The following is a 19,645-nucleotide window of genomic DNA, read 5'->3' as shown; positions in this document are numbered from 1 at the left end:
GCGGAGTCGCTCACAGGGGGCGCTCAGATGGGGGCGCTCAGGTCGGGCATCTCCCCGACGGTCGTCGTGGTGTCGATCACGGAGAAGTTCGCGCCCTGCGGATCGCTGAGCGCCGCGAACCGGCCGAACGGGCTGTCCATCGGCCCGAACCGCAGTACGCCGCCGAGCGCGGTGGCCCGGGCGACGGCGTCGTCGCAGTCGGCGACGGCGAAGTAGACGTTGATGTAGTGCGGCACCTCGGGCGGGAACTCGTCGGTCATCTTCATCCGGCCCAGGACGGGGCCGGACTCCAGGTTGAAGATCCGGAAGTCGATGCCGTCGTCCTCCATCTGCTGGGCCGTGTAGGGGAAGACGGCGGAGAAGAAGGTGTCCGACTTCTCGGGCTCACGGGTGAAGACCTCCGCCCAGCAGTACGCGCCCGGCTGGTCCATGGGGGCCTCGAACCCCTCGTGCGTACCCGGCTGCCACACCCCGAAGACGACTCCGCTCGGGTCACTGGCCAAGCACATGCTGCCGAAGTCGCCGACCTGCATCGGCTCCATCAGCACCTGGCCGCCGTTCTCCCTGATCCGGCCGGCCGTCGCCGCGGCGTCCGGCGACGCGAGGTACAGACACCACTGCGACTGGCCCTCCTGGCCGGGCATCGGGGGCACCACGGCCGCGACCGCCTTGCCCTGGGAGTACGCCTGCGTGTAGCTGCCGAATTCCGACGACGCCTCACCGAAGGTCCAGCCGAGGACGTCGCCGTAGAAGGTCTTGGCTCCCTCGACGTCAGCGAACATCGCGTCAGCCCAGACAGGGGTTCCCTCGGGTTTCCCAGCCATGACCGTGCCCCTTCCGAAGTGATGGAATTGTCTGGTTTCTCACGCTAGTCACCGAAAACTTCACCTGCGCGCCGAACACTCGCTTCCGGCCCAGACTGGAAGAGGGCCCGCTGGACGGGCGGCCGGAGACCGTCGCCGCGGGCGGGTCCGCGGGGAGACGGGGCGCGTCCTGACGGTGGCGGACGGCACGATGCGGGCGTGGTCGGTGGTGGCGCCGGGCCCGGTGGTGGCGGGCGGCCGGTGGAACGGCCGGTGCCGGTGCCCGGCGCGGACGAGTTGCTCGTGCGGGTGCGGGCGTGCGGGGTGTGCCGCACCGACCTGCATGTGACCGAGGGGGACCTGCCCGTGCACCGGCGGGGAGTGGTGCCGGGGCACGAGGTGGCCGGCGTCGTGGCCGGGGCCGGTGCCCAGGTGCGCGGCTTCGTGAACGGCGACCGGGTGGGCGTGGCCTGGCTGCGCCGCACCGACGGCGGTCGCGGCTTCGCTGTCCGGCGCATGTCTTCCCCCCGACGCCCGGCTGTGCTTGCCTGGGTGGCCTTGTCGGTGGCGGGGCGGGAGTTGCGTATGGGCGGACGGTGGACGGCCGGGGTGCTGCTGGCCTGCGCCGTGCTGCTCGGGGCCTGCGGCGATCCGGCGCCCGGACCGGGGGCGGCCCCACCCGTGCCCTCCGTGCCCGAGGCGCCGACCACCACGCAGCAGCGCGCGCCACGCCCGCCCGCGAAGGCGCCGAGCACCACCCGGCGGCCTGCGCCGCGCGTGCCCTCGAAGGCGCCGACCGTGCTGTACCTCGGGGACTCGCTGGCGACGGAGAACCACGAGGCGCTCGGCAGGGAACTCCGCCGGGACCTGCGCGCGGCGTACAAGAGCGCCCCCTACTCCGGCACCACGCTGTGCGACTACCTGGAGGGCACCGGAGTGCGGTCTCTGGTCCCGGACGAGGACAAGGCGGCGGCCCTGGTGCGGTCGGTGCGGCCGGACTTCGTGGTCCTGCAGTTCTGGGGCAACGCCTGGGACTACACCCCGTGCATGGACGGCATCACGTACGACGCCGACGAGAGCCGCTACCTGGAGCGGTACGCCGCCGACGCGCGGCGTCTGGCCGAACAGATCGACGCGGCCGGCCGTGACCGGCGGACACGTGTCGTCTGGGTGCTGCAGGGCCCGGACCCGATCACCCCCGGCCGGGTCCGGCGCGTCAACGCCGTGTACGAGGAACGGGCCGCGGTCGCCGGAGACCTGGTCGCCGACGCGGGGCGGGTGGTGAGCGCGCCGGGCGCCCGCTACTCGTGGACGCAGTACCTGCCCTGCACCGCGTACGAGCGGGCCCGTCCCGACTACTGCACCCAGCCCGCCGGCGACCGCACCGCGCTCCACCGCGATGACGACTACCTGCACTTCTGTCTGGCGCCCACGACGTCCACCCCGAGACCGTGCCCGGTGCGCTCGCCGGGCGTCCTGCGGATGGCGCGGGAGATCACGCGGGCCGTCGGGGAAGCCGCCCGCTCCGGCTGACGTCGCTGCTCCGGCCGCCGGCCTGGTCGGCCGGCGCCCGTCCCCCGGCGCATAGGTCACCCGCCCGCGTGCGCCCTGCGCACCACCTCGATGTCGATCTTGCCCATCGACATCATGGCCCGGGTGGCACGGGCGGCCTTCTCCGGGTCCGCGTCGGTGACCAGCTCGATCAGCCCCTCCGGGACGACCTGCCAGGAGAGGCCGTACTTGTCCTTCAGCCAGCCGCAGGGTCCGGGCTCGCCGCCGTCCTCGGTGAGCCCGGCCCAGTAGTGGTCGACCTCCGCCTGGTCCGCGCAGGGAATCTGGAAGGAGACGGCCTCGCTGAACTTGAACTCGGGTCCGCCGTTGAGCGCGACGAACTTCTGGCCGCCCGCGGTGAACTCCACGGTCATCACCGAGCCGGCGGGCCGGGGGGCTCCCTCGCCGTAGCGGGCGATCCGGCCGATGCCGGAGTTCTTGAAGGTCGAGACGTAGAAGTGGGCGGCTTCCTCGGCCTGGTCCTCGAACCACAGACATGTGGTGAATCCGTCGGTGGCCATGGGCACCTCCTGTGCGGGGAACGCGGTCAGCTGTGTCGACCCCCCGGGCCCGCGCAACTCATCGGTCGCGCACAGTTTCCTTCCGAGGGCCGCGGCACGTCTGCGGGGCCGCGTCTGCGGCGTGATCCGCGTCACACGTCCTAGCATCGCGACCATGACGACGTCCTCGCCCGCAGACGGCATCCGGCCCTTCCGGCTCGACATCCCGCAGAGCGACCTCGACGACCTCCACGACCGCCTCGACCGCACCCGGTGGCCCGAGGAGCTGCCCGGCGTCGGCTGGGCGTACGGCGTACCCGGTGACTATCTGCGCGAGCTGGCCCGGTACTGGCGGCACACCTACGACTGGCGTGCGGCCGAGGCGCAGCTCAACGCGTGGCCGCAGTTCACGACCACGATCGACGGGGCGGACGTCCACTTCGTCCACGTCCGCTCCCCCGAGCCGGACGCGACGCCGCTGATCATGACGCACGGCTGGCCCGGCTCGATCGTGGAGTTCCTGGACGTCGTGGGTCCACTGGCCGACCCGGCGGCGCACGGCGGGGATCCCGACGACGCGTTCCACGTCGTGCTGCCGAGCATCCCCGGCTTCGGGCTGTCCGGGCCGACGCGGGACACCGGCTGGGAGGCGGGCCGCGTCGCGGACGCGTGGGCGGAGCTGATGAGCCGGCTGGGCTACGACCGCTTCGGGGCGCAGGGCGGTGACTGGGGCTCGGCGATCTCCCGCGAGCTGGGCCGCGCCCATCCCGGCCGGGTGATCGGCGTCCATCTCAACCTGCTGCCCGGCGCGTCGGCGTCGGCCGAGCCGACGGGTGAGGAGCTGGCGGGGCTGAGCACCGAGGAGCGCGAGCGGACGCTCGCCTCGTGGCGCCGCAGGAGCGCGTGGTCACGGGAGGGCACGGGGTACGCCGCGGTGCAGTCCACCCGGCCGCAGACCCTGTCGTACGCGCTGACCGATTCGCCGGTCGGTCAACTGGCCTGGATCGTCGAGAAGTTCTCCGAGTGGACGGACTCCCGGGAGCTGCCCGAGGAGGCGGTCGACCGGGACAGGCTGCTCACCGACGTGATGCTGTACTGGCTGACCGGGACGGCCGGCTCGTCGGCCCGCATCTACTACGAGCGGATGCACGTGCCCGACGGAGCGCGCAGCGCCGAACCGGGTGAGCCGTCGTCCGTGCCGACCGGGGTCGCCGTGTTCCCGGCCGAGATCCAGATCCCTCTGCGGCACAGGGCGGCCCGCACCGACAACATCGTGCGCTGGACGACGTTCGACCGGGGCGGGCACTTCGCGGCGATGGAGGAGCCGGACCTGATGGTGGAGGACGTCCGGGCGTTCTTCCGGCAACTGCGGGAGGACGGGGGCCGGTGAGGCCGGGGCGCGGACCGGGCGGACGCGCTCCGCGCGCGTCCGCGCCGGGCGCCTCTGCCGTGGGCGAATCTGCCACGGGCAGAGAAACCCGCCCCCCGCGGGCTCCCGGGCCGAGAGTGGACGGCGCACCACCCGCTTTCCCTTCCCCGATCCGAGGAGCGCGCATGCCCGCACCCACCGCCCCGCCGCCGACCCTGGCCGAGGAGGCCGGCACCCCGCCCATCCGTTTCGACGACCACCTGGCCGCCCAGTTGCTCGGGCAGCGGATCGTGCTGCTGGGCACCCAGGTGGACGAGGTCTCCGCGAATCGGGTCTGCACGCAGCTGCTGATCCTTTCGGCGGAGGACCCGCGCACCGACATCAGCCTGTTCATCAACAGCCCCGGCGGCTCGGTGCACGCGGGGCTCGCCATCTACGACACCATGCGGATGATCCCCAACGACGTCTCCACGCTCGCGATGGGCTTCGCCGCCAGCATGGGGCAGTTCCTGCTGGGCGTGGGCACGTCCGGGAAACGGTTCGCGCTGCCGAACGCGCGGATCATGATGCACCAGCCGTCGGCCGGGATCGGCGGCACCACCGCCGACATCGAGATCCAGGCGGACAACCTGGAGTTCACCAAGCGGACCATCGAGCGGATCACCGCCGAGCACACCGGGCAGAGCCCCGAGACCATCGCGCGCGACGGCGACCGGGACCGCTGGTTCACGGCCGAACAGGCCAGGGAGTACGGGATCGTGGACCGGGTCGTGGAGTCGTTCACCGACGTCCGCCCGGCGGGCGCACGGCGACGGACGGGGCTGTAGTCATGGGGACGTACACGATTCCGAGCGTGGTGGAGCGCACCCCGCAGGGCGAGCGGTCGTACGACGTTTTCAGCCGGCTGCTGTCGGAGCGGATCGTCTTCCTCGGCACCGGGATCGACGACGGCGTGGCCAACGTCGTCATCGCACAGCTGCTGCACCTGGAGTCGGCGGCGCCGGAGACCGAGATCGCGCTCTACATCAACTCCCCCGGCGGATCGATCACCTCGCTGATGGCGATCTACGACACGATGACGTTCGTTCAGGCGCCGATCTCGACGTTCTGTGTCGGGCAGGCGGCCTCCACCGCCGCGGTGCTGCTGGCCGGCGGTGACCCGGGGCGGCGGTTCGTGCTGGAGCACGCGCGCGTGCTGCTCGGCCAGCCGGCGAGTGGCGGTCGGCAGGGCACGGTGACCGATCTCGCCCTGCAGGCCAAGGAGATGGTGCGGATCCGCTCCCAGGTCGAGGAGGTGCTGGCCCGGCACACCCACCACGACCTGCCTACGCTGCGCGCCGACATGGACCGCGACAAGGTGTTCACCGCGCGGGAGGCCGTGGCGTACGGGCTGGCCGACGAGGTGCTGAGCCGGCGTCACCTGAGGACCTGACGCGCCGGTCCGGCGTCAGGCGGCCAGGCAGAGGCCGTTGTCGCGAGGCGTGGCGGACGTGGCACGGGGACGCGTGTGCGGGTGCCGGGCGAGGTCGCTGTGCACCCGGGCCAGCAGATCGGCGAGGCCCAGCCCGAGGGCGCGGGCGGCGGCCGCGAGCACCTCCGACGAGGCCTCCTTGCGGCCCCGCTCCAGCTCCGACAGATACGGCATCGAGATCCGGGCGGCGTCGGCGACGTCCCTCAACGTCCGCTCCTGCGCGAGCCGCTCCCGGCGCAGCACGTCACCGACGAGATCCCGCCAGAGCGGCTCCTTGCCCGACGGCTGCGGGCGCAGCGGGGTGACGCGGGCCTGCTTCGGTGTCGTCCGCCTCTTGGGCGCTCGGTCGGTCACCACTTCAGCCTAGGCACGCGCGCCGTCAGGGGAAGTCCACGGCGTTCCGCTCTCGGTGGAACCGGACGAAACGGCGGGGTCCGGGAACACGGGGCCGAGCCGGAGGAGTTGACCCGGCCGGCGCGGCGGCGGCCGCTTCGCGCCACGCCCCCGATCGGGAGGCATGGGCGGGGAAAGCCCGGGTACACGCAGGTGTACGTCTTCGTGTCCCGGGACACCCACCGGGTCATGACGACGGGTACCGCCGAGGACAACAGAAGCCGAAGAGGCAGACGTCGCACCATGACTTTCGTGGGAGAGGTAATGGACACCGCCGTGACCGGGTCGCAGACACAGGCCGTCGAGGACAGCCCCGTGGCCAGGACGGGCGAGGGGTCGACGCCGGAAGTCGTGGACCCCCGCGCCGTGGCTCCGCGCGACGCCAGGGAGCTGTCGCGCCAGTTCTTCGCGCGCCTGACCGAACTCGAGGAAGGCACACACGAACACCAGTACGCCCGCAACACGCTCATCGAGATGAACATGTCGCTGGTGCGGTTCGCCGCCGGCCGGTTCCGCAACCGCGGCGACGACATGGAGGACATCGTCCAGACGGGGATGATCGGCCTGATCAAGGCCATCGACCGGTTCGAGATCTCCCGCGAGGTCGAGTTCACGTCGTTCGCGCTGCCCTACATCGTCGGTGAGATCAAGCGGTTCTTCCGTGACACCACCTGGGCCGTGCACGTCCCTCGTCGTCTGCAGGAGCTCCGCGTCGAACTGGCCAAGGCCCGCGAGGAGCTGGCCAGCCGTCTGGACCGGGATCCCACGGTGGCGGAACTCGCCACGCTGATGAACATCCCCGAGAACGAGGTGATCGAAGGCCAGATCGCCTCCAACGGCTACAACTCGGCCTCCCTGGACGCCGCCCTGACCGGTGACGGCCCGGAGAACGGAGAGTCGGTCCTCGCCGACTTCATCGGCGTCGAGGAGCACGGGCTGCGGCTCGTCGAGGACTTCCAGTCGCTCGCCCCGCTCATGGCCGAACTGGACGAACGGGACCGGCGGATCCTGCATCTGCGGTTCGTCGAGGAGGCCACGCAGGCCGAGATCGGTGAGCGGCTCGGCTGCTCCCAGATGCATGTGTCCCGACTGCTCAAGCGGATCATCGTGCGGCTGCGCCGGGGCATGCTCGGAGAGCTGGGCTGCGCCTGACGCTCCGGGCCCGCCGCGCAAGGCGGACCCGCGGGTGAGTCCCTGGCTGCGCGTCAGGGGCTCACTCCGTGTCGTCCAGCGGGACGAGCGCACGCACCCGCTTGCCCACCGGAACGCGCTCGACGGTCACCTCGGCCGCCAGCGCGTGCACGATCTCCAGACCGTGCCGGCCGACGCGGTCCGGGTCGCGCGGGAACCGCCTGGGCAGGGCGGCGCTGCTGTCGTACACGGACACGGCCAGAGCGCTGTCCGTTCCCTCCAGCTCCAGGATGTACGGCCCGTTGCTGTGCCGGTCCGCGTTGGTGACCAGTTCGCTCACCACGAGGAGCACCGCTCCTTCGACGCGGTCGTCGATCCCGGCGCACCACTCGGTCCTGAGCTGCTCGACGAAGCGGGCGGCCAGGGAGCGCGCCTCGGCGATGCATCCCGGCTCGCCCGTGTAGTGCGCCGCCCGCCGTAGTGGCTCCACGGGCACGTCGAAACCGGCCGGTACGACGACCCCGTCCCCGTGTTCGATCATGCGTGTCTCTCTCCGAAGCCGGCCGTGCCGGACGCTGCTGCACCAGTCCTCGTACCCCGAGCCGCGCGCCACAGTCCATAGTGCCGGACACGTCACACCGCCGGAGCGTTTGCGGGGTATTCGGGGGCGTGCACGCGCGCGCGAAACGCTCCTCACCGGCGGCGGCCCGGCCCCGGGTCGGGAAACCCGGTGGTCCGCGCGATGCCGCCCTCCTCACGCGTACGCGGACGGACCTCCCGGCGCGCGCCCGGCTCCCGCGCTGCTTAGCGTGGCGGTGTGAGCGTGCGAACCCCCTCCGGTCAGGCACTGGCCCGTCCCGGCTGGGTGCGGGCCGTGGCCGTGGTGCTGGCCGCGCTGGCCGCCATGGGGGTCACCGCCGCGCTGGGGCTGTGGGCGGCGGGGGCGGCCGATCTGCCGGACGGGGCCTTCCCCCGGGTGGTCGCGGCGACCGTCGTCACCGCCGTGGGCGGTGTCGTCGAGTTCTCCGGAGATGCCGGAGGACTCGCCGAGACGACGGCGGGGCTCACCGTGATCCCGCTCTCCGTGACGCTGACCGGAGCCCTGGTGATCGCCGCGGGCTTCCTGCGGCCACTGCGGCACCGGGCAGCGGTGAGCGCCCGGGACCTGGGCGTGTGGGCCGCCGAGGTGGCGGTGCTGTGGTTGCTGGGGCTGCTCGGACTGGCTCTCGGGGCCCGGCAGACGTTCCGGATCTCGCTCGGCGAGGGCGCGATCGGTGACCTCGGCGACCTGTTCGGTCTCACTCCGGAGGTCGGTTTCGCGACGGACGTGCCGCTGTCCCTGTTCTTCGGACTCCTGTGGCTCGCGGGCGTGCTGGTGCTGGCCCTGCTGGTCTCCCGGGGCGCTCCGCTACCGGGACGCCTGCTCGGCCTGCGCGAGTCGGTGCGTCCGGTGGCGTACGCGATGGTCGCCCTGCTCCTCGTCTGTGTCCTTGTGGGCCTGGTCGTCGGTCTGGTCGCTGCGGGGACCCGTGGACATCCCGCCGAGACCTTCGCGACGCTGCTGCTCGGACTGCCGAACCTGGCGTGGCTCGGGTTCACCCTCGGCCTGGGGGCCACCTGGGACGGCCGGGTGGAGGGGCCGTTCAGCCTGCCGATGCCCCATGTGCTCGACCAGGTGCTGCGCTCCGAGGACGTCCAGGCCCTGAACGTCGCCACGCTGTCCCGGCACGACGGCCGGGTGTGGTGGCTGGTGGTCGCGTCGGCGGTGCTGGTGCTCGCGGCCGCGTTCACGGCGGCGGCACGCTCGCCCGCCCGGGTGCCGCTCTGGCAGCACGCCGTGCGTATGGCCGTCGCCCTGGCACTGACCGTGCTGGTGATCTGCCTGGTCGGTCACGTCTCCGCGTCCTACGGCCTGTCCGTCCTCGGCATCGGCGACCTGGGCGGTGGGCTCGCCGGGGAGCTGTTCCTCCGGCCGCGCGTCTGGAGCGCGCTGGGCCTCGCCGCGCTGTGGGGCCTGGTCGCCGGCGTCCTCGGCGCGCTCTTGGCCAGGGCGGTGCGGCGGCGCACTCGGTCCTAGACGCTCGGAGCTAGACGCACGGTCCTGGGTTTCGCTGTCCGGCGGGAACACGCCACGGAGAGGCGGGGCCGGCCCCGCACGTTCCCCGCGGCACGACCCGCCGGACAGGCCCTGGCCCCGGCGGCTACGCCAGCTTCCGGCAGTACAGCGCGGCCGGCGTCCGCGACGAACCCACGCGTCCCGTGTAGGCGATCCCGGCCGCGTACTCGTCGTCCGCGCACTGCCCCTTGTAGCGCCCGACCGCGAAGTCGCCGCCCTTGGGCGCCGGTCCCCGGTCGTCGCCGCGGTCGAACCAGACGGTACGGCCGGCGGTGCCGAGTTCTCCCGCGGGCGCGGCAGTGCACAGCGCCGAGGAGACGGCCGAGCCACGGACGCCGTAGCCGCTCAGGTAGTGGCCGGGGGCGCACTGGAGCTTGGTGTAGCCGGACGCCCAGTCGTCGCCCGCCGTGACGTGCCGCTCGTCGCGGACGACCTCGTGGCCACCGGGTGGCGTCCACGGGGCGGACACGTCCGAGCACAGACCCCGGTTGCCGGTGTGGGCGAGGCCGAGCAGACGCTGACCGTCGGGGCAGGCGGCCTTGCGGGCGCCGGAGTCCCAGTCGGGCAGGGCGCGCATCCGGCGCGACTGGACGAAGTCGCCGTGGTCGGGGCTGAGCTGGGACCACTCCGTGGCTGGCTCCACCGGACCGGTGCGGCCCGCGGCGCCGACGAGCCTCGCCCAGGCGGCGGCCCGCCAGTCGTCGCCGTCGTACACGCCCATGCGCCGGCCCGCCGCGTCCCAGTGGAGCAGCGCCCAGCCGTTGCCCTTGCGGTTGTCGTGCCAGCCGACGAGCGGCCAGTACGCGAAGTCGGCGTCGGTGCGGATCAGATGGTCGACGAAGTTCTCGAACCAGGCACGCTGCCCGGCTCCGGTCTCGTCCCGGCCGCCGACGCCGAACTCGCTGATCCAGACCGGCGCGGTGAAGTGCCGGTCCTGCTCGGCGGTGACGAAGAACGCCTGGCGGTTCAGCACGTCGATCAGCTCGGACGGGCTGAAGTCGCGGTAGCGGGGGTCGGTGGTCTCGCCCGTCCCGGTGGCGCCGCTGTGGTTCGGGCCGGTGTAGTCGTAGAAGTGGGCGGAGTACACGAGCTTGCCGGAGTCGACCAGGGTGTGCGAGAGGCCCCGCACCGGCTCCAGGGTGGGGCGTTCGTGCGGGAATCCGTCGACGGGGATGCCGGTCCAGTTGATGCCCTCGACCACGATCAGGAGATCGGGGTTGGCCTCCGTCAGGATGCGGTCCGCGACCCGCTGCGAGGCGGCGAACCAGTCGTGGTTGTCGCCGAGCCCCCAGTTGGGGTCGTCCCACACGTTGCGGCGCACCTCGTTGTAGAGGTCGGCGCCGACGACCCGCTTGTCGTCCTTGTACCGGCGGGCCATGAACAGCCAGTCGTTCTCCCATTCCCCGGTCGAACGGCTCGCGTTCCAGCGTTCGTTGCCGTCGACCCCGCAGCACCAGCGGGTGGTGTTGGTGTGGTTGTTGAGGATCACCGCGAGCCCGGCGGAGGTCAGTTCGCGGACCACGGCGTCGTAGACCTGGAGCGGGGTCCTGCCGCGCAGGGCGGGATTGGCGGCGACGGCGTCGTCCGTGACGGGCGCGGTGTCGTGGATCATCTCGTTGGAGAAGGGCAGCCGGATGCTGTTCACGCCGATCTCCTGGAACCCGGCGATGATCTCGGCCATGGGGGCGCGGTCGAGCCCGAGCGGGATCCTGCCGGAGTTCTCGCCGGCGTGGTGGTTGGCGTCGTCGGCCGTGCTGCCGGAGCCGTTCCAGGTGCCGCTGGCTCCGTGCCAGTTGCCCGAGCGCAGCTTGAAGCGGTCGCCGTCGGCGTCCACGATCCAGCGTCCGCGTGTGCTGAGGGGCGCCGTCCAGTCGGCGGCCTCGGACCGGGGGACCGCCTCGGCCCGAGGAGCGTCCTCGGGCCCGGCGTCGGCCCGTGGGGCATACGCCAAGGGCAGCAGGAGGACTACGGAGGCCAATGTGGCCCTGACGACGACTGCGCGCACGGTCACCATCCCGATGAGTTTGTCATGGCGGCGTCATCATGGTGGAGGCCGCGCCAGTGGTCCAGTCCCGCTCGGCCGGTGATCGCCGATGGCACGTGTCACGCGACGGGAACCACAAGCGCCGGGACGGTGCGCTGCATCCGCAGGGCGTCGACCGACTCGGCGAGCAGCTCGTACTCGGTGGTGTCGTCGCTGGTGGCGATCCTGACCAGCCGCCCCGCCGCCAACTGGTCGGCGATCAGCTCCTGCTGACCGTCGTCGGCACACCAGGCGCGCAGCAGCGACGGCACGTCGGCCACGCCGGCGCCGACCGGGATCAGCGCGTTCGGCGGATACGGTGCGTCACCGGGCCGGGGATCGAGCCGCTCCGCGATCCAATGGGCGCGATCGCGCAGCCACCACAACGCGAGGGCCAGAGTCGGCGCCCGGTAGCTACCGAGAGGTACGCCGATCCGCCGGCCGCCGCAGGTGCCGTACGCCGTTACATGGCACAGGAATTCGTCGTGCACGTCCGCCTCCCCCGTCGCGTTGCCCGTCGCGGGGATATCCCGCCTCCGGTGCGGCTCCTGTGCGGTGAGAACAGTCCCTGTACGTTCGAGTATCTTTACTTTTGAATCACTGTCACCATGCCTTTCCGGCCAGTCTCCTGGCATATTCACCGCGCGTATTGGCCGGAACGCCATGGGTGAGGGCCGCAGGCCGGACGGTACGGATCTTGCCCCGTGGGCGGAGCGGGAGCTTCCGCGATGAGTTCTTCCTGTTTAAGCGGTCTGATGAGTGAGGCATTTCGCGATCACGGACGAAGGAGGCAGTCATGGGGACGACCGGAAACCTCGACGCGGAATTCACCGCCGTCCTGCGCAAGAGCCCGAGCAACGGCGGATGGACGTATGTCGTGTGGCCCGAATCCGTCGCTTTCTTCGGCACCCGTGGCCTCGTCAAGATCCGCGGGACCGTTGACGGCCATCCTTTCCGGAGCTCGTTCATGGCCCTGGGCGACGGTACCCACAAGCTGCCCGTCAAGGCCGAGGTGCGCAGGGCGATCGGCAAGGAGGAGGGCGACTCGGTGACGGTGCGTCTACAGGAGCGGCTCGGCACCTGAGCGCGCCGCTTCCGCCGAGGCCCCTGGGCGGCCGGGCGTGAGGGACCTGGTGCGCGGGACCCGGAAGCGCAGATGAGTGACGAGCGGCGAGGCGAGGATCCTGGTCCGCTCCAGCTCGATGTGTTCCGTTCCCAGGTGCTCGAACAGCCGGCGTCCGTCTCCCATCACCACCGGCGCGAGCTGGAGGTTGATCTCGTCGAGGAGTCCCGCGCCGAGCGCCTGCTGGGCGATGTCCGCCCCCATCAGGGCGACGTCCTTGCCGTCCGCCACCGCTTCCGCCCGCCGGAGCGCGCTTTCCAGGCCGTCGGTGACGAAGGCGAAGGTCCCGCTCTTCATGGCGCGGCGGCCCAGAGCGTGGTGCGTGAGCACGAAGCACGGCACCGGGAAAGGGGTGTCCTGCCAGACCTCGACACCGACGTCGTACGTCCTTCTGCCGAGCACGACGGCACCTGTCGAGACGGAGATCTCCCGCGTCACCGCGACATCGGTGTCGTCGGCCGGTGTCTTCAGGATCCAGTCGTGCAGACGCAGCCCGCCCCGGCCCATGGGGTGTCCGACGCCGATGTCCGGACCTGCCATGAAGCCGTCGAGCGACATCGTGACGTGCAGGACCACCTTGCTCATGTGGCATCCACCTTCCGCGCGGTCGTGGTGAGGGGGTTCCACGATCAGACCGCGCGGCGACGAGAACCTCATCGGTCCGGCGCCCGCGGGTCCCGTGTTCACCGGGACCCGGGCGGAGAACTCCCGCGCCCGCCGGCGCGGCCACGGAGAGGTCCGGGCACCCGGCACCCCGAAGGGGGCCGGCCCGCTGCCGCCATGAGAAGACGCGTGCCCCGGAGGGGAAGACTCACCTCCGGGGCGGGGCGGCCGTGGACGGAGGTGGCTCACCCCCAGGGTCACGGCCGTGGACGCGGCGCGGTCAGACCCGCGCGAGTGCGTCGATGCGCGAGAGCTCGTCCGCGTCGAAGTCGAGGTTGCGGATCGCGGCGACGCTGTCCTCCAGCTGGTGCGGGCTGCTCGCGCCGACCAGGGCGGAGGTCACCCGGCCGCCGCGCAGCACCCAGGCGAGCGCCATCTGGGCCAGCGTCTGACCGCGCGACTTGGCGATGTCGTTCAGGCCGCGCAGCCGCTCCACCAGCTCCTCGTTCAGCGCGTCGGACTTCAGGAACGGGCTGTCGCCCGCCGCCCGCGAGTCCGCCGGGATGCCGTCCAGGTAGCGGCCGGTGAGCAGGCCCTGGTCGAGCGGCGAGTAGGCGATGGAACCGACCTCCAGCTCGTCGAGCGCGTCCAGCAGGCCCTCTTCGGGGAGCCGGGAGAGCATGGAGTAGCGCGGCTGGTGGATCAGGAGCGGGGTGCCCAGCTCGCCCAGGATGCGGGCGGCCTCGCGGGTCTGCTCCGGCGAGTAGTTGGAGACGCCGACGTAGAGCGCCTTGCCCTGCTGGACCGCCGTGTGCAGGGCGCCCATCGTCTCCTCCAGCGGAGTCTCCGGGTCCGGGCGGTGCGAGTAGAAGATGTCGACGTACTCCAGGCCCATCCGGTGCAGGCTCTGGTCCAGCGACGACAGCAGGTACTTGCGCGAGCCCCACTCGCCGTACGGCCCGGGCCACATCAGATAGCCCGCCTTGGTGGAGACCACCAGTTCGTCGCGGTAGGGCGCGAAGTCCGCCTTGAGGGCCTCGCCGAACGCGGACTCGGCGGCGCCGGGCGGCGGGCCGTAGTTGTTGGCCAGGTCGAAGTGGGTGATGCCGAGGTCGAAGGCGCGGCGCAGGATCGCGCGCTGGGTCTGGACCGGCCGGTCGGGGCCGAAGTTGTGCCACAGGCCGAGCGACAGCGCGGGGAGCTTGAGGCCGCTGCGGCCTGTGCGCCGGTAGGGCATGTCCGCGTAGCGGTCGGGGTGTGCCGTGTACAACGCGACTCCAGGGGGGTGGGCAGGATGGATTGCACTCCCACTCTGCCGTGACCTGCGGGCAGTGGTCCAACAGAAGAATCAGATGGAATTCAGCGACTACGCTTCTCAGTCATGGAACTGCGTCATCTCCAGCACTTCGTGGCGGTCGCCGAGGACCAGCATTTCACCCGGGCGGCCGAACGGCTCATGGTCTCCCAGTCGGGCCTGTCCGCCTCGATCCGGGCACTGGAGCGCGAGTTGCAGACCCCGCTGTTCGTGCGGACCACCCGACGGGTGACGCTCACCCCGGCCGGGCGGGCGCTGCTGGGCGAGGCGGAGCGCATCCTGGCCCAGGTGCGGTCGGCCCACGAGGCGGTGGCCGCGGTGCAGGGCGTGCTGCGCGGCACCCTCGCGCTCGGCACCGAGCAGTGCATCGCGGGGGTGAACGTGGCGCGACTGCTCGCGGCGTTCCGGCACCGCCATCCGGACGTGGAGATCTGTCTGCGGCAGGCCGGCTCGGGCGCGCTGACGGAGGAGGTCGCCGCGGGCCGCCTGGACCTGGCCTTCGCGGTGCGCACCGAGGAGGACACCGAGCAGTTGCGCACGGTGTCCCTGACCGACGAGCCGATGACCGTCCTGTGCCATCCGACGCACCGTCTCGCCGCGGCCGGCGCGGCCGTCACGCCCCAGGACCTCGGCGGCGAGGTCTTCGTCGACTTCCATCCCGACTGGGGGCCCCGCCGCGCCACCGACGCCGCGTTCGCCAAGGCGGGCGTCCGGCGGACCGTGGACCTGGAGGTGAACGACGTGCACAGCCTGCTCGACCTGCTGGACGAGAACCTGGGCATCGCCGTGGTGCCGCACCACTTCCGCCACAAGCGCGCCTCACTGGCCGCTCTCCCGCTCAAGGGCACCGGCGAGGCCGCGTACGAGACGGTCGCCCTGCTGCCGTCCCCGGAGGCGACGAGCCCTGCGGCCCGTGCCCTCATGGCACTCCTCGACGCGCACCCGGGCGACTGAGGCGGGCCGGGCCACGACCCGGCATCCGGGCGGCTGACACGGGACGCACCTCGACGCCGGAACCCGGGCTACTGAGGCACGCCGGGCCACGACGCCGGAACCCGGGCGGCTCAGGCGGGCCGGCGTCGCGCCCTCGCGCGCCGCTCGCCGTCGTGGGCGGCGCGTGGATGCGCCATGGTGGGACGTATGCATGCCAAGGACATCCTCAGCGACGGTTACAGCCGCATCCGGGAAGAGGTCCACGCCGCCGTCGACGGCCTCACCGACGACGACCTCAACGCCCGCCCCGGGCCCGGCGCCAACTCCGTCAGCTGGCTGATCTGGCACCTCAGCCGCGTGCAGGACGACCATGTCGCCGACGCCGCCGGGCTCGACCAGGTCTGGCTCGCCCAGGGCTGGGAGAAGCGCTTCGGCCTCGGCCTGCCCCGTCACGACACGGGGTACGGGCACGGCTCGACGCAGGTGGCGAAGGTTCGGGTCGACTCCCCCGACCTGCTGACCGGCTACTACGACGCGGTGCACGAGCAGACCCTGCGCTTCCTGGGCGAGCTGACCGCCAAGGACCTCGAACGGGTCGTCGACGAGCGCTGGGACCCTCCGGTCACACTCGGCGTACGGCTGGTGAGCGTCCTGTCCGACGACCTTCAGCACGTCGGACAGGCCGCATACGTACGCGGGCTGCTTCAGACCTCGTAGCCCGGCAGGATCACATCGCGGATCAGGGCATTGCGCTCGTCGAAGGGTATGAACGCGCTCTTGACGGCGTTCACCGTCACGGTGCGCAGATCCTCGACCGTCCAGCCCGCCTCCTCGACCAGCAGCGACATCTCGCGGGTCATGGTCGTACCGGAGACCAGGCGGTTGTCGGTGTTGAGCGTGACGCGGAAGCCGAGGTCCTTGAGCGCCGTGATCGGGTGCTCGGCGATCGAGTCGGCGGCGCCGGTCTGGAGGTTGGAGGTCGGGCACATCTCCAGCGCGATCCGGCGGTCACGGACCCACCCGGCGAGCCGGCCGAGCTTGCCCGCCGCGAGGTCGGGGATGTCGTCGATGATCCGCACGCCGTGCCCGATGCGCTGGGCGCCGCACGTCTGGAGCGCCTGGTGGATGCTGGGCAGCCCGTGCGCCTCACCGGCGTGGACGGTGAACGGCACGTTCTCCTGGCGCAGGTGCTCGAAGGCGGCCAGGTGGTCGGCGGGCGGGAAGCCGTCCTCCGCGCCGGCGATGTCGAAGCCGACGACACCGGCGTCCCGGAAGGCCACCGTGAGGTCGGCGATCTCCCGGCTCCGGTCGAACATCCGCATGCCGCACAGCAGCGTCCCCACCCGGACCGGCGTACCGGCGGCGGCCGCCTTGGCCATGCCCGCCGCGAGGCCCTCCTGCACGGTCTCGACGACCTCGGGCAGGGCCAGCCCGCCGGCGACCATCAGCTCGGGCGCGTAGCGGACCTCGCCGTACACGACGCCGTCCGCCGCGAGGTCGAGGACGTACTCCTCGGCGGTGCGCAGCAGGCCCTCACGGGTCTGCATCACGGCGAGGGTGTGCTCGAAGGTGGCGATGTAGCGGACCAGGTCGCCGGAGTTGGCGGCGTCGTAGTACCAGGCGGCGAGCGCTTCGGGGTCGGTCGTGGGCAGGGTGTGACCGACCGCCTCCGCCAGCTCGACGACGGTGGCGGGGCGCAGGCCGCCGTCGAGGTGGTCGTGCAGGACGGCCTTGGGAAGGCGCCGGAGGGTCTCGATGTCTACGCGCGTAGCTGTCATGGTGCGCCTTTCCTCGGTCAGGGCGTGCGGAGCGGGTGGTCGGCGGCGGAGCGGGTGGGCCGGCTCCGGAGCCGGTGGGTCGGCAGCGGAGCCGGGGCTGGTGCGTTCGGCAGGGGCCGGGCGCGTACAGCGGGGGGCCGGCGCGTACCGCAGAGGGCTGGTGGCGACGGCGTTTCCGCCGGGCGCCGGCGTCGGTCAGCCGGCGGGCTGGAGCAGATCCCACCGGTTGCCGTAGAGGTCCTGGAAGACGGCGACCGTGCCGTACGGCTCGTGCCGCGGCTCCTCCAGGAAGGTCACCCCCGCGGCGAGCGCCCTGGCGTGGTCGCGGGCGAAGTCGTCGGTGTGCAGGAAGAAACCGACGCGACCGCCGGTCTGGTCACCGACCCGGGCCCGCTGCGCCTCGCCCTTGGCGCGGGCGAGCAGCAGGGCGGTGCCGGCGCCCTCGGTCCCGGGTTCCACGACGACCCAGCGGGAGCCGTCGGGGCGGGGCGCGTCCTCGGCGAGCCGGAACCCGAGGGCCTCGGTGTAGAAGCGGACGGCCTCGTCGTAGTCGTCGACGACGAGGGTGACCAGGGCGATGCGTGCCATCGGGACCTTCCGGGAGGGCTGATTAGCGGGAGAGGTTATACGTAAAACCTCACAGGCGCCAGTCGCCGCCGGACCGGCCCGTAGCCGGGCTGCGGCTCACAGGGCTCGGGCGAGCAGCAGGGTGACGTCGTCGGCCGGGGTCGGGGTCGGCAGCGTGCCGACCACCGCCGTGCACAGCTCCTCCAGCGACGGGGCGCCCCGGGAGAGCGCGCGGGCGACGCGTTCCATGCCGACGTCGATGTCCTGATGACGCTCCTCGACGAGCCCGTCGCTGTACAGGGCGATCACGCTGCCCGCGGGGAGCTCGATCCGGGCGGGCGGGAAGGGCAGCATGCCGACCCCCAGTGGGGGGCCGTGGGGCAGGTCGGGATACGAGACGACACCGTCCGGGCGGACGACGGCGGGCGGCGGATGCCCGGCCAGCGCCAGCGTGCACAGCGAGGTCGCCGGATCGTGGACCGCGTAGACGCAGGTGGCGCCCATGGACGGGACGTCGGCGCCGGCCGCGACCTCGTCCTCGGTCAGCCGGATGAACGTCCGGTCCAGCCTGGTGAGCAGCTCGTCCGGGGGCAGATCGAGATCGGCGAGGGTACGGATCGACGTGCGCAGCCGGCCCATGGTCGCGGCGGCGTCGATGCCGTGCCCGACCACGTCGCCCAGGACGAGCGCCAGTCGCCCGCCGGGCAGGCCGATGACGTCGTACCAGTCACCGCCGACACTGTCGCCGGGCGCGGCCGGCAGATAGCGGGCGGCCACCTCCATGGCGGTTCCGCCGTCCAGCCGGCGGGGCAGCAGACTGCGTTGGAGCACGAGGGCCGCCGTGCGCTCACGGGTGTAGCGGCGGGCGTTGTCCAGGCTCAGCGCGGCGCGGGAGACCAGTTCCTCGGCGAGCAGCTGATCGGTCTCGTCGAAGGGCGCCGGGGTGTCCGTCCGCACGAAGACCGCCACGCCCAGGATCACGCCGCGCGCGAGGATCGGGACCACCAGCAGGGAGTGCATGTGGAACTCCCGGATCTTCGCGGCCCGCTCCGGATCCTGTTCCAGCCAGGTGCCGGCGGACGTGTCGATCCTGGGTTGCAGCACGGCGTGGCCGGACGCCAGGGCCCTCATGAACGGCGACGTCTCGGGGACGTAGACCACCTCACCCTCCGCCCAGAGGGCTTCGGGCACGCCGGCGTGGATCGAGGCCCGGCCCGCTCGCCGGAACTTGGGAAGGCTCCCCTGCGAGGGGCCGAGCCGGTCCAGCGGCTCCTGACCGAGGCGCACCGCCTCCGTCAGGTCGACGGTCACATAGTCGGCGAGCGACGGCACGGTGAAGTCGGCCAGTTCCTGAGCCGTGCGCATGACGTCCAGCGTGGTCCCGATGCGGGCGCCCGCCTCGTTGACCATGGCCAGGCGATTCCCCGCCCATCGCCGGTCCTTGATCACCAGCGTCACCATGCAGACACCCAGCGTGCGGCCCTCGGCGTCGTCCAGGCGCAGGAAGGAGGCCGAGTGGACACGGTCACGGTCCCGCCCCGCGAGCGTCGCGGGCCGGTACTCGCGTCCGGTGACGCACACCCCGGTCTCCAGCACCCGGGCCGCGACCGTGTCCAGCTCCGCGGCGTCCCCGCTCAGGGCCTCGCGCGGCCTACGGCCCAAGCGCCGGTCGCGGGCGATTCCGTCGATGCCTTCGAGGGCGTCGTTGACCCAGACGCAGCGCAGGTCGGTGTCCCAGACCGCGAGGCCGACGACCGACGCGGTCAGCAGGGCGCGCAGTGCCGCCGCCGCCTCGCCCCCCACGTCCGCGACCAGGGCTCCCAGGGCGTCCACGCCGCCGGTGTCGCCCGAGCCGCCCGCCGCGGGTGTCCCGTCCGTTCCGCCGGTGGGCTCCGGTGCTCCCATGGGTGTAAGACCTTCAGCCGTGTCGTGACGGGGACGGGCGCCGGCGCGCGCCTGCGGGCGGCCG

Annotated in this window: 20 protein-coding genes and 1 pseudogene; 10 read left to right on the top strand and 11 right to left on the bottom strand. The window is 72.3% G+C overall.

What is annotated here, in order from left to right:
• Nucleotides 1-23: 23 nt before the first annotated feature.
• The gene (locus tag ACWCPM_RS25155) at nt 24-824 is read right to left on the bottom strand and encodes a VOC family protein (RefSeq protein WP_450978514.1); all 801 of its coding nucleotides are present in this window, start codon (nt 822-824) and stop codon (nt 24-26) included.
• Nucleotides 825-1,022: 198 nt separating this feature from the next.
• Here ACWCPM_RS25155 and ACWCPM_RS25150 point away from each other — a divergent pair.
• A pseudogene (locus ACWCPM_RS25150) lies at nt 1,023-1,220 on the top strand (alcohol dehydrogenase catalytic domain-containing protein); the annotation flags it as partial.
• Between the two features lie 168 nt (nt 1,221-1,388).
• Nucleotides 1,389-2,336: an SGNH/GDSL hydrolase family protein gene (locus ACWCPM_RS25145; RefSeq protein WP_450978551.1), complete on the top strand. Its 948-nt coding sequence runs from the start codon at nt 1,389-1,391 to the stop codon at nt 2,334-2,336.
• A 56-nt stretch (nt 2,337-2,392) separates the two neighbouring features.
• Here the strand turns inward: ACWCPM_RS25145 and ACWCPM_RS25140 are convergent, their stop codons facing one another.
• Complete coding sequence (locus ACWCPM_RS25140) at nt 2,393-2,875, bottom strand: VOC family protein (protein WP_450978513.1); 483 nt, start codon at nt 2,873-2,875, stop codon at nt 2,393-2,395.
• Between the two features lie 154 nt (nt 2,876-3,029).
• Here ACWCPM_RS25140 and ACWCPM_RS25135 point away from each other — a divergent pair, with 154 nt between their 5' ends.
• The 3 genes from ACWCPM_RS25135 to ACWCPM_RS25125 all read left to right on the top strand — a co-directional run bounded on the left by ACWCPM_RS25135 (nt 3,030) and on the right by ACWCPM_RS25125 (nt 5,655).
• The gene (locus ACWCPM_RS25135) at nt 3,030-4,244 is read left to right on the top strand and encodes an epoxide hydrolase family protein (RefSeq protein WP_450978512.1); all 1,215 of its coding nucleotides are present in this window, start codon (nt 3,030-3,032) and stop codon (nt 4,242-4,244) included.
• A gap of 164 nt (nt 4,245-4,408) precedes the next feature.
• Nucleotides 4,409-5,050, top strand: coding sequence for an ATP-dependent Clp protease proteolytic subunit (locus ACWCPM_RS25130; RefSeq protein WP_450978511.1), 642 nt, complete (start codon nt 4,409-4,411; stop codon nt 5,048-5,050).
• A 2-nt stretch (nt 5,051-5,052) separates the two neighbouring features.
• The gene (locus ACWCPM_RS25125) at nt 5,053-5,655 is read left to right on the top strand and encodes a ClpP family protease (RefSeq protein WP_450978510.1); all 603 of its coding nucleotides are present in this window, start codon (nt 5,053-5,055) and stop codon (nt 5,653-5,655) included.
• A gap of 15 nt (nt 5,656-5,670) precedes the next feature.
• Here the strand turns inward: ACWCPM_RS25125 and ACWCPM_RS25120 are convergent, their stop codons facing one another.
• The gene (locus tag ACWCPM_RS25120) at nt 5,671-6,048 is read right to left on the bottom strand and encodes a helix-turn-helix domain-containing protein (RefSeq protein WP_450978509.1); all 378 of its coding nucleotides are present in this window, start codon (nt 6,046-6,048) and stop codon (nt 5,671-5,673) included.
• A gap of 303 nt (nt 6,049-6,351) precedes the next feature.
• Here ACWCPM_RS25120 and ACWCPM_RS25115 point away from each other — a divergent pair, with 303 nt between their 5' ends.
• Nucleotides 6,352-7,239: an RNA polymerase sigma factor SigF gene (locus ACWCPM_RS25115; RefSeq protein ID WP_450978550.1), complete on the top strand. Its 888-nt coding sequence runs from the start codon at nt 6,352-6,354 to the stop codon at nt 7,237-7,239.
• Between the two features lie 61 nt (nt 7,240-7,300).
• On the opposite strand, the gene ACWCPM_RS25110 is transcribed toward ACWCPM_RS25115, so the two are convergent.
• Nucleotides 7,301-7,759, bottom strand: a complete 459-nt coding sequence (locus tag ACWCPM_RS25110) for an ATP-binding protein (RefSeq protein ID WP_450978508.1) — start codon at nt 7,757-7,759, stop codon at nt 7,301-7,303.
• 276 nt (nt 7,760-8,035) lie between these two features.
• Here ACWCPM_RS25110 and ACWCPM_RS25105 point away from each other — a divergent pair, with 276 nt between their 5' ends.
• Entirely contained in the window at nt 8,036-9,295 is a 1,260-nt protein-coding gene (locus ACWCPM_RS25105; RefSeq protein ID WP_450978507.1) for a streptophobe family protein, read from the top strand.
• Nucleotides 9,296-9,419: 124 nt separating this feature from the next.
• Here ACWCPM_RS25105 and ACWCPM_RS25100 read toward each other — a convergent pair whose 3' ends face one another.
• Entirely contained in the window at nt 9,420-11,348 is a 1,929-nt protein-coding gene (locus ACWCPM_RS25100; protein ID WP_450978506.1) for a glycoside hydrolase family 5 protein, read from the bottom strand.
• An 89-nt stretch (nt 11,349-11,437) separates the two neighbouring features.
• Nucleotides 11,438-11,848: a hypothetical protein gene (locus ACWCPM_RS25095; RefSeq protein WP_450978505.1), complete on the bottom strand. Its 411-nt coding sequence runs from the start codon at nt 11,846-11,848 to the stop codon at nt 11,438-11,440.
• Nucleotides 11,849-12,153: 305 nt separating this feature from the next.
• Here ACWCPM_RS25095 and ACWCPM_RS25090 point away from each other — a divergent pair, with 305 nt between their 5' ends.
• Nucleotides 12,154-12,441 (top strand): DUF1905 domain-containing protein, encoded by a 288-nt coding sequence (locus ACWCPM_RS25090; RefSeq protein WP_450978504.1) that lies wholly within the window; start codon nt 12,154-12,156, stop codon nt 12,439-12,441.
• Here the strand turns inward: ACWCPM_RS25090 and ACWCPM_RS25085 are convergent.
• Together ACWCPM_RS25085 and mgrA are read right to left on the bottom strand one after the other, a co-directional pair.
• Complete coding sequence (locus ACWCPM_RS25085) at nt 12,418-13,065, bottom strand: dihydrofolate reductase family protein (protein ID WP_450978503.1); 648 nt, start codon at nt 13,063-13,065, stop codon at nt 12,418-12,420. The genes ACWCPM_RS25090 and ACWCPM_RS25085 overlap by 24 nt on opposite strands.
• Before the next feature lie 298 nt (nt 13,066-13,363).
• The gene (mgrA, locus tag ACWCPM_RS25080) at nt 13,364-14,353 is read right to left on the bottom strand and encodes an L-glyceraldehyde 3-phosphate reductase (protein ID WP_450978502.1); all 990 of its coding nucleotides are present in this window, start codon (nt 14,351-14,353) and stop codon (nt 13,364-13,366) included.
• Between the two features lie 111 nt (nt 14,354-14,464).
• Here mgrA and ACWCPM_RS25075 point away from each other — a divergent pair, with 111 nt between their 5' ends.
• Nucleotides 14,465-15,352: a LysR substrate-binding domain-containing protein gene (locus ACWCPM_RS25075; protein ID WP_450978501.1), complete on the top strand. Its 888-nt coding sequence runs from the start codon at nt 14,465-14,467 to the stop codon at nt 15,350-15,352.
• 186 nt (nt 15,353-15,538) lie between these two features.
• Nucleotides 15,539-16,048 carry a mycothiol transferase gene (locus ACWCPM_RS25070; RefSeq protein WP_450978549.1) on the top strand — a complete coding sequence of 170 codons (510 nt, stop codon included), beginning with the start codon at nt 15,539-15,541 and terminating at the stop codon, nt 16,046-16,048.
• Here ACWCPM_RS25070 and ACWCPM_RS25065 read toward each other — a convergent pair.
• The 3 genes from ACWCPM_RS25065 to ACWCPM_RS25055 form a co-directional block, all read right to left on the bottom strand.
• Nucleotides 16,036-17,109 (bottom strand): adenosine deaminase, encoded by a 1,074-nt coding sequence (locus tag ACWCPM_RS25065; RefSeq protein ID WP_450978500.1) that lies wholly within the window; start codon nt 17,107-17,109, stop codon nt 16,036-16,038. The two genes, ACWCPM_RS25070 and ACWCPM_RS25065, sit on opposite strands and share 13 nt — an antisense overlap.
• Before the next feature lie 195 nt (nt 17,110-17,304).
• The gene (locus ACWCPM_RS25060) at nt 17,305-17,697 is read right to left on the bottom strand and encodes a VOC family protein (RefSeq protein ID WP_450978499.1); all 393 of its coding nucleotides are present in this window, start codon (nt 17,695-17,697) and stop codon (nt 17,305-17,307) included.
• 96 nt (nt 17,698-17,793) lie between these two features.
• Nucleotides 17,794-19,581, bottom strand: coding sequence for a SpoIIE family protein phosphatase (locus ACWCPM_RS25055; protein ID WP_450978498.1), 1,788 nt, complete (start codon nt 19,579-19,581; stop codon nt 17,794-17,796).
• Nucleotides 19,582-19,645: the final 64 nt, after the last annotated feature.

The sequence above is a fragment of the Streptomyces sp. NPDC002309 genome (assembly GCF_053593375.1).
The sequence above is the reverse complement of the archived record's forward strand: the minus strand, read 5'-3'. Positions and strand labels throughout refer to the sequence as shown.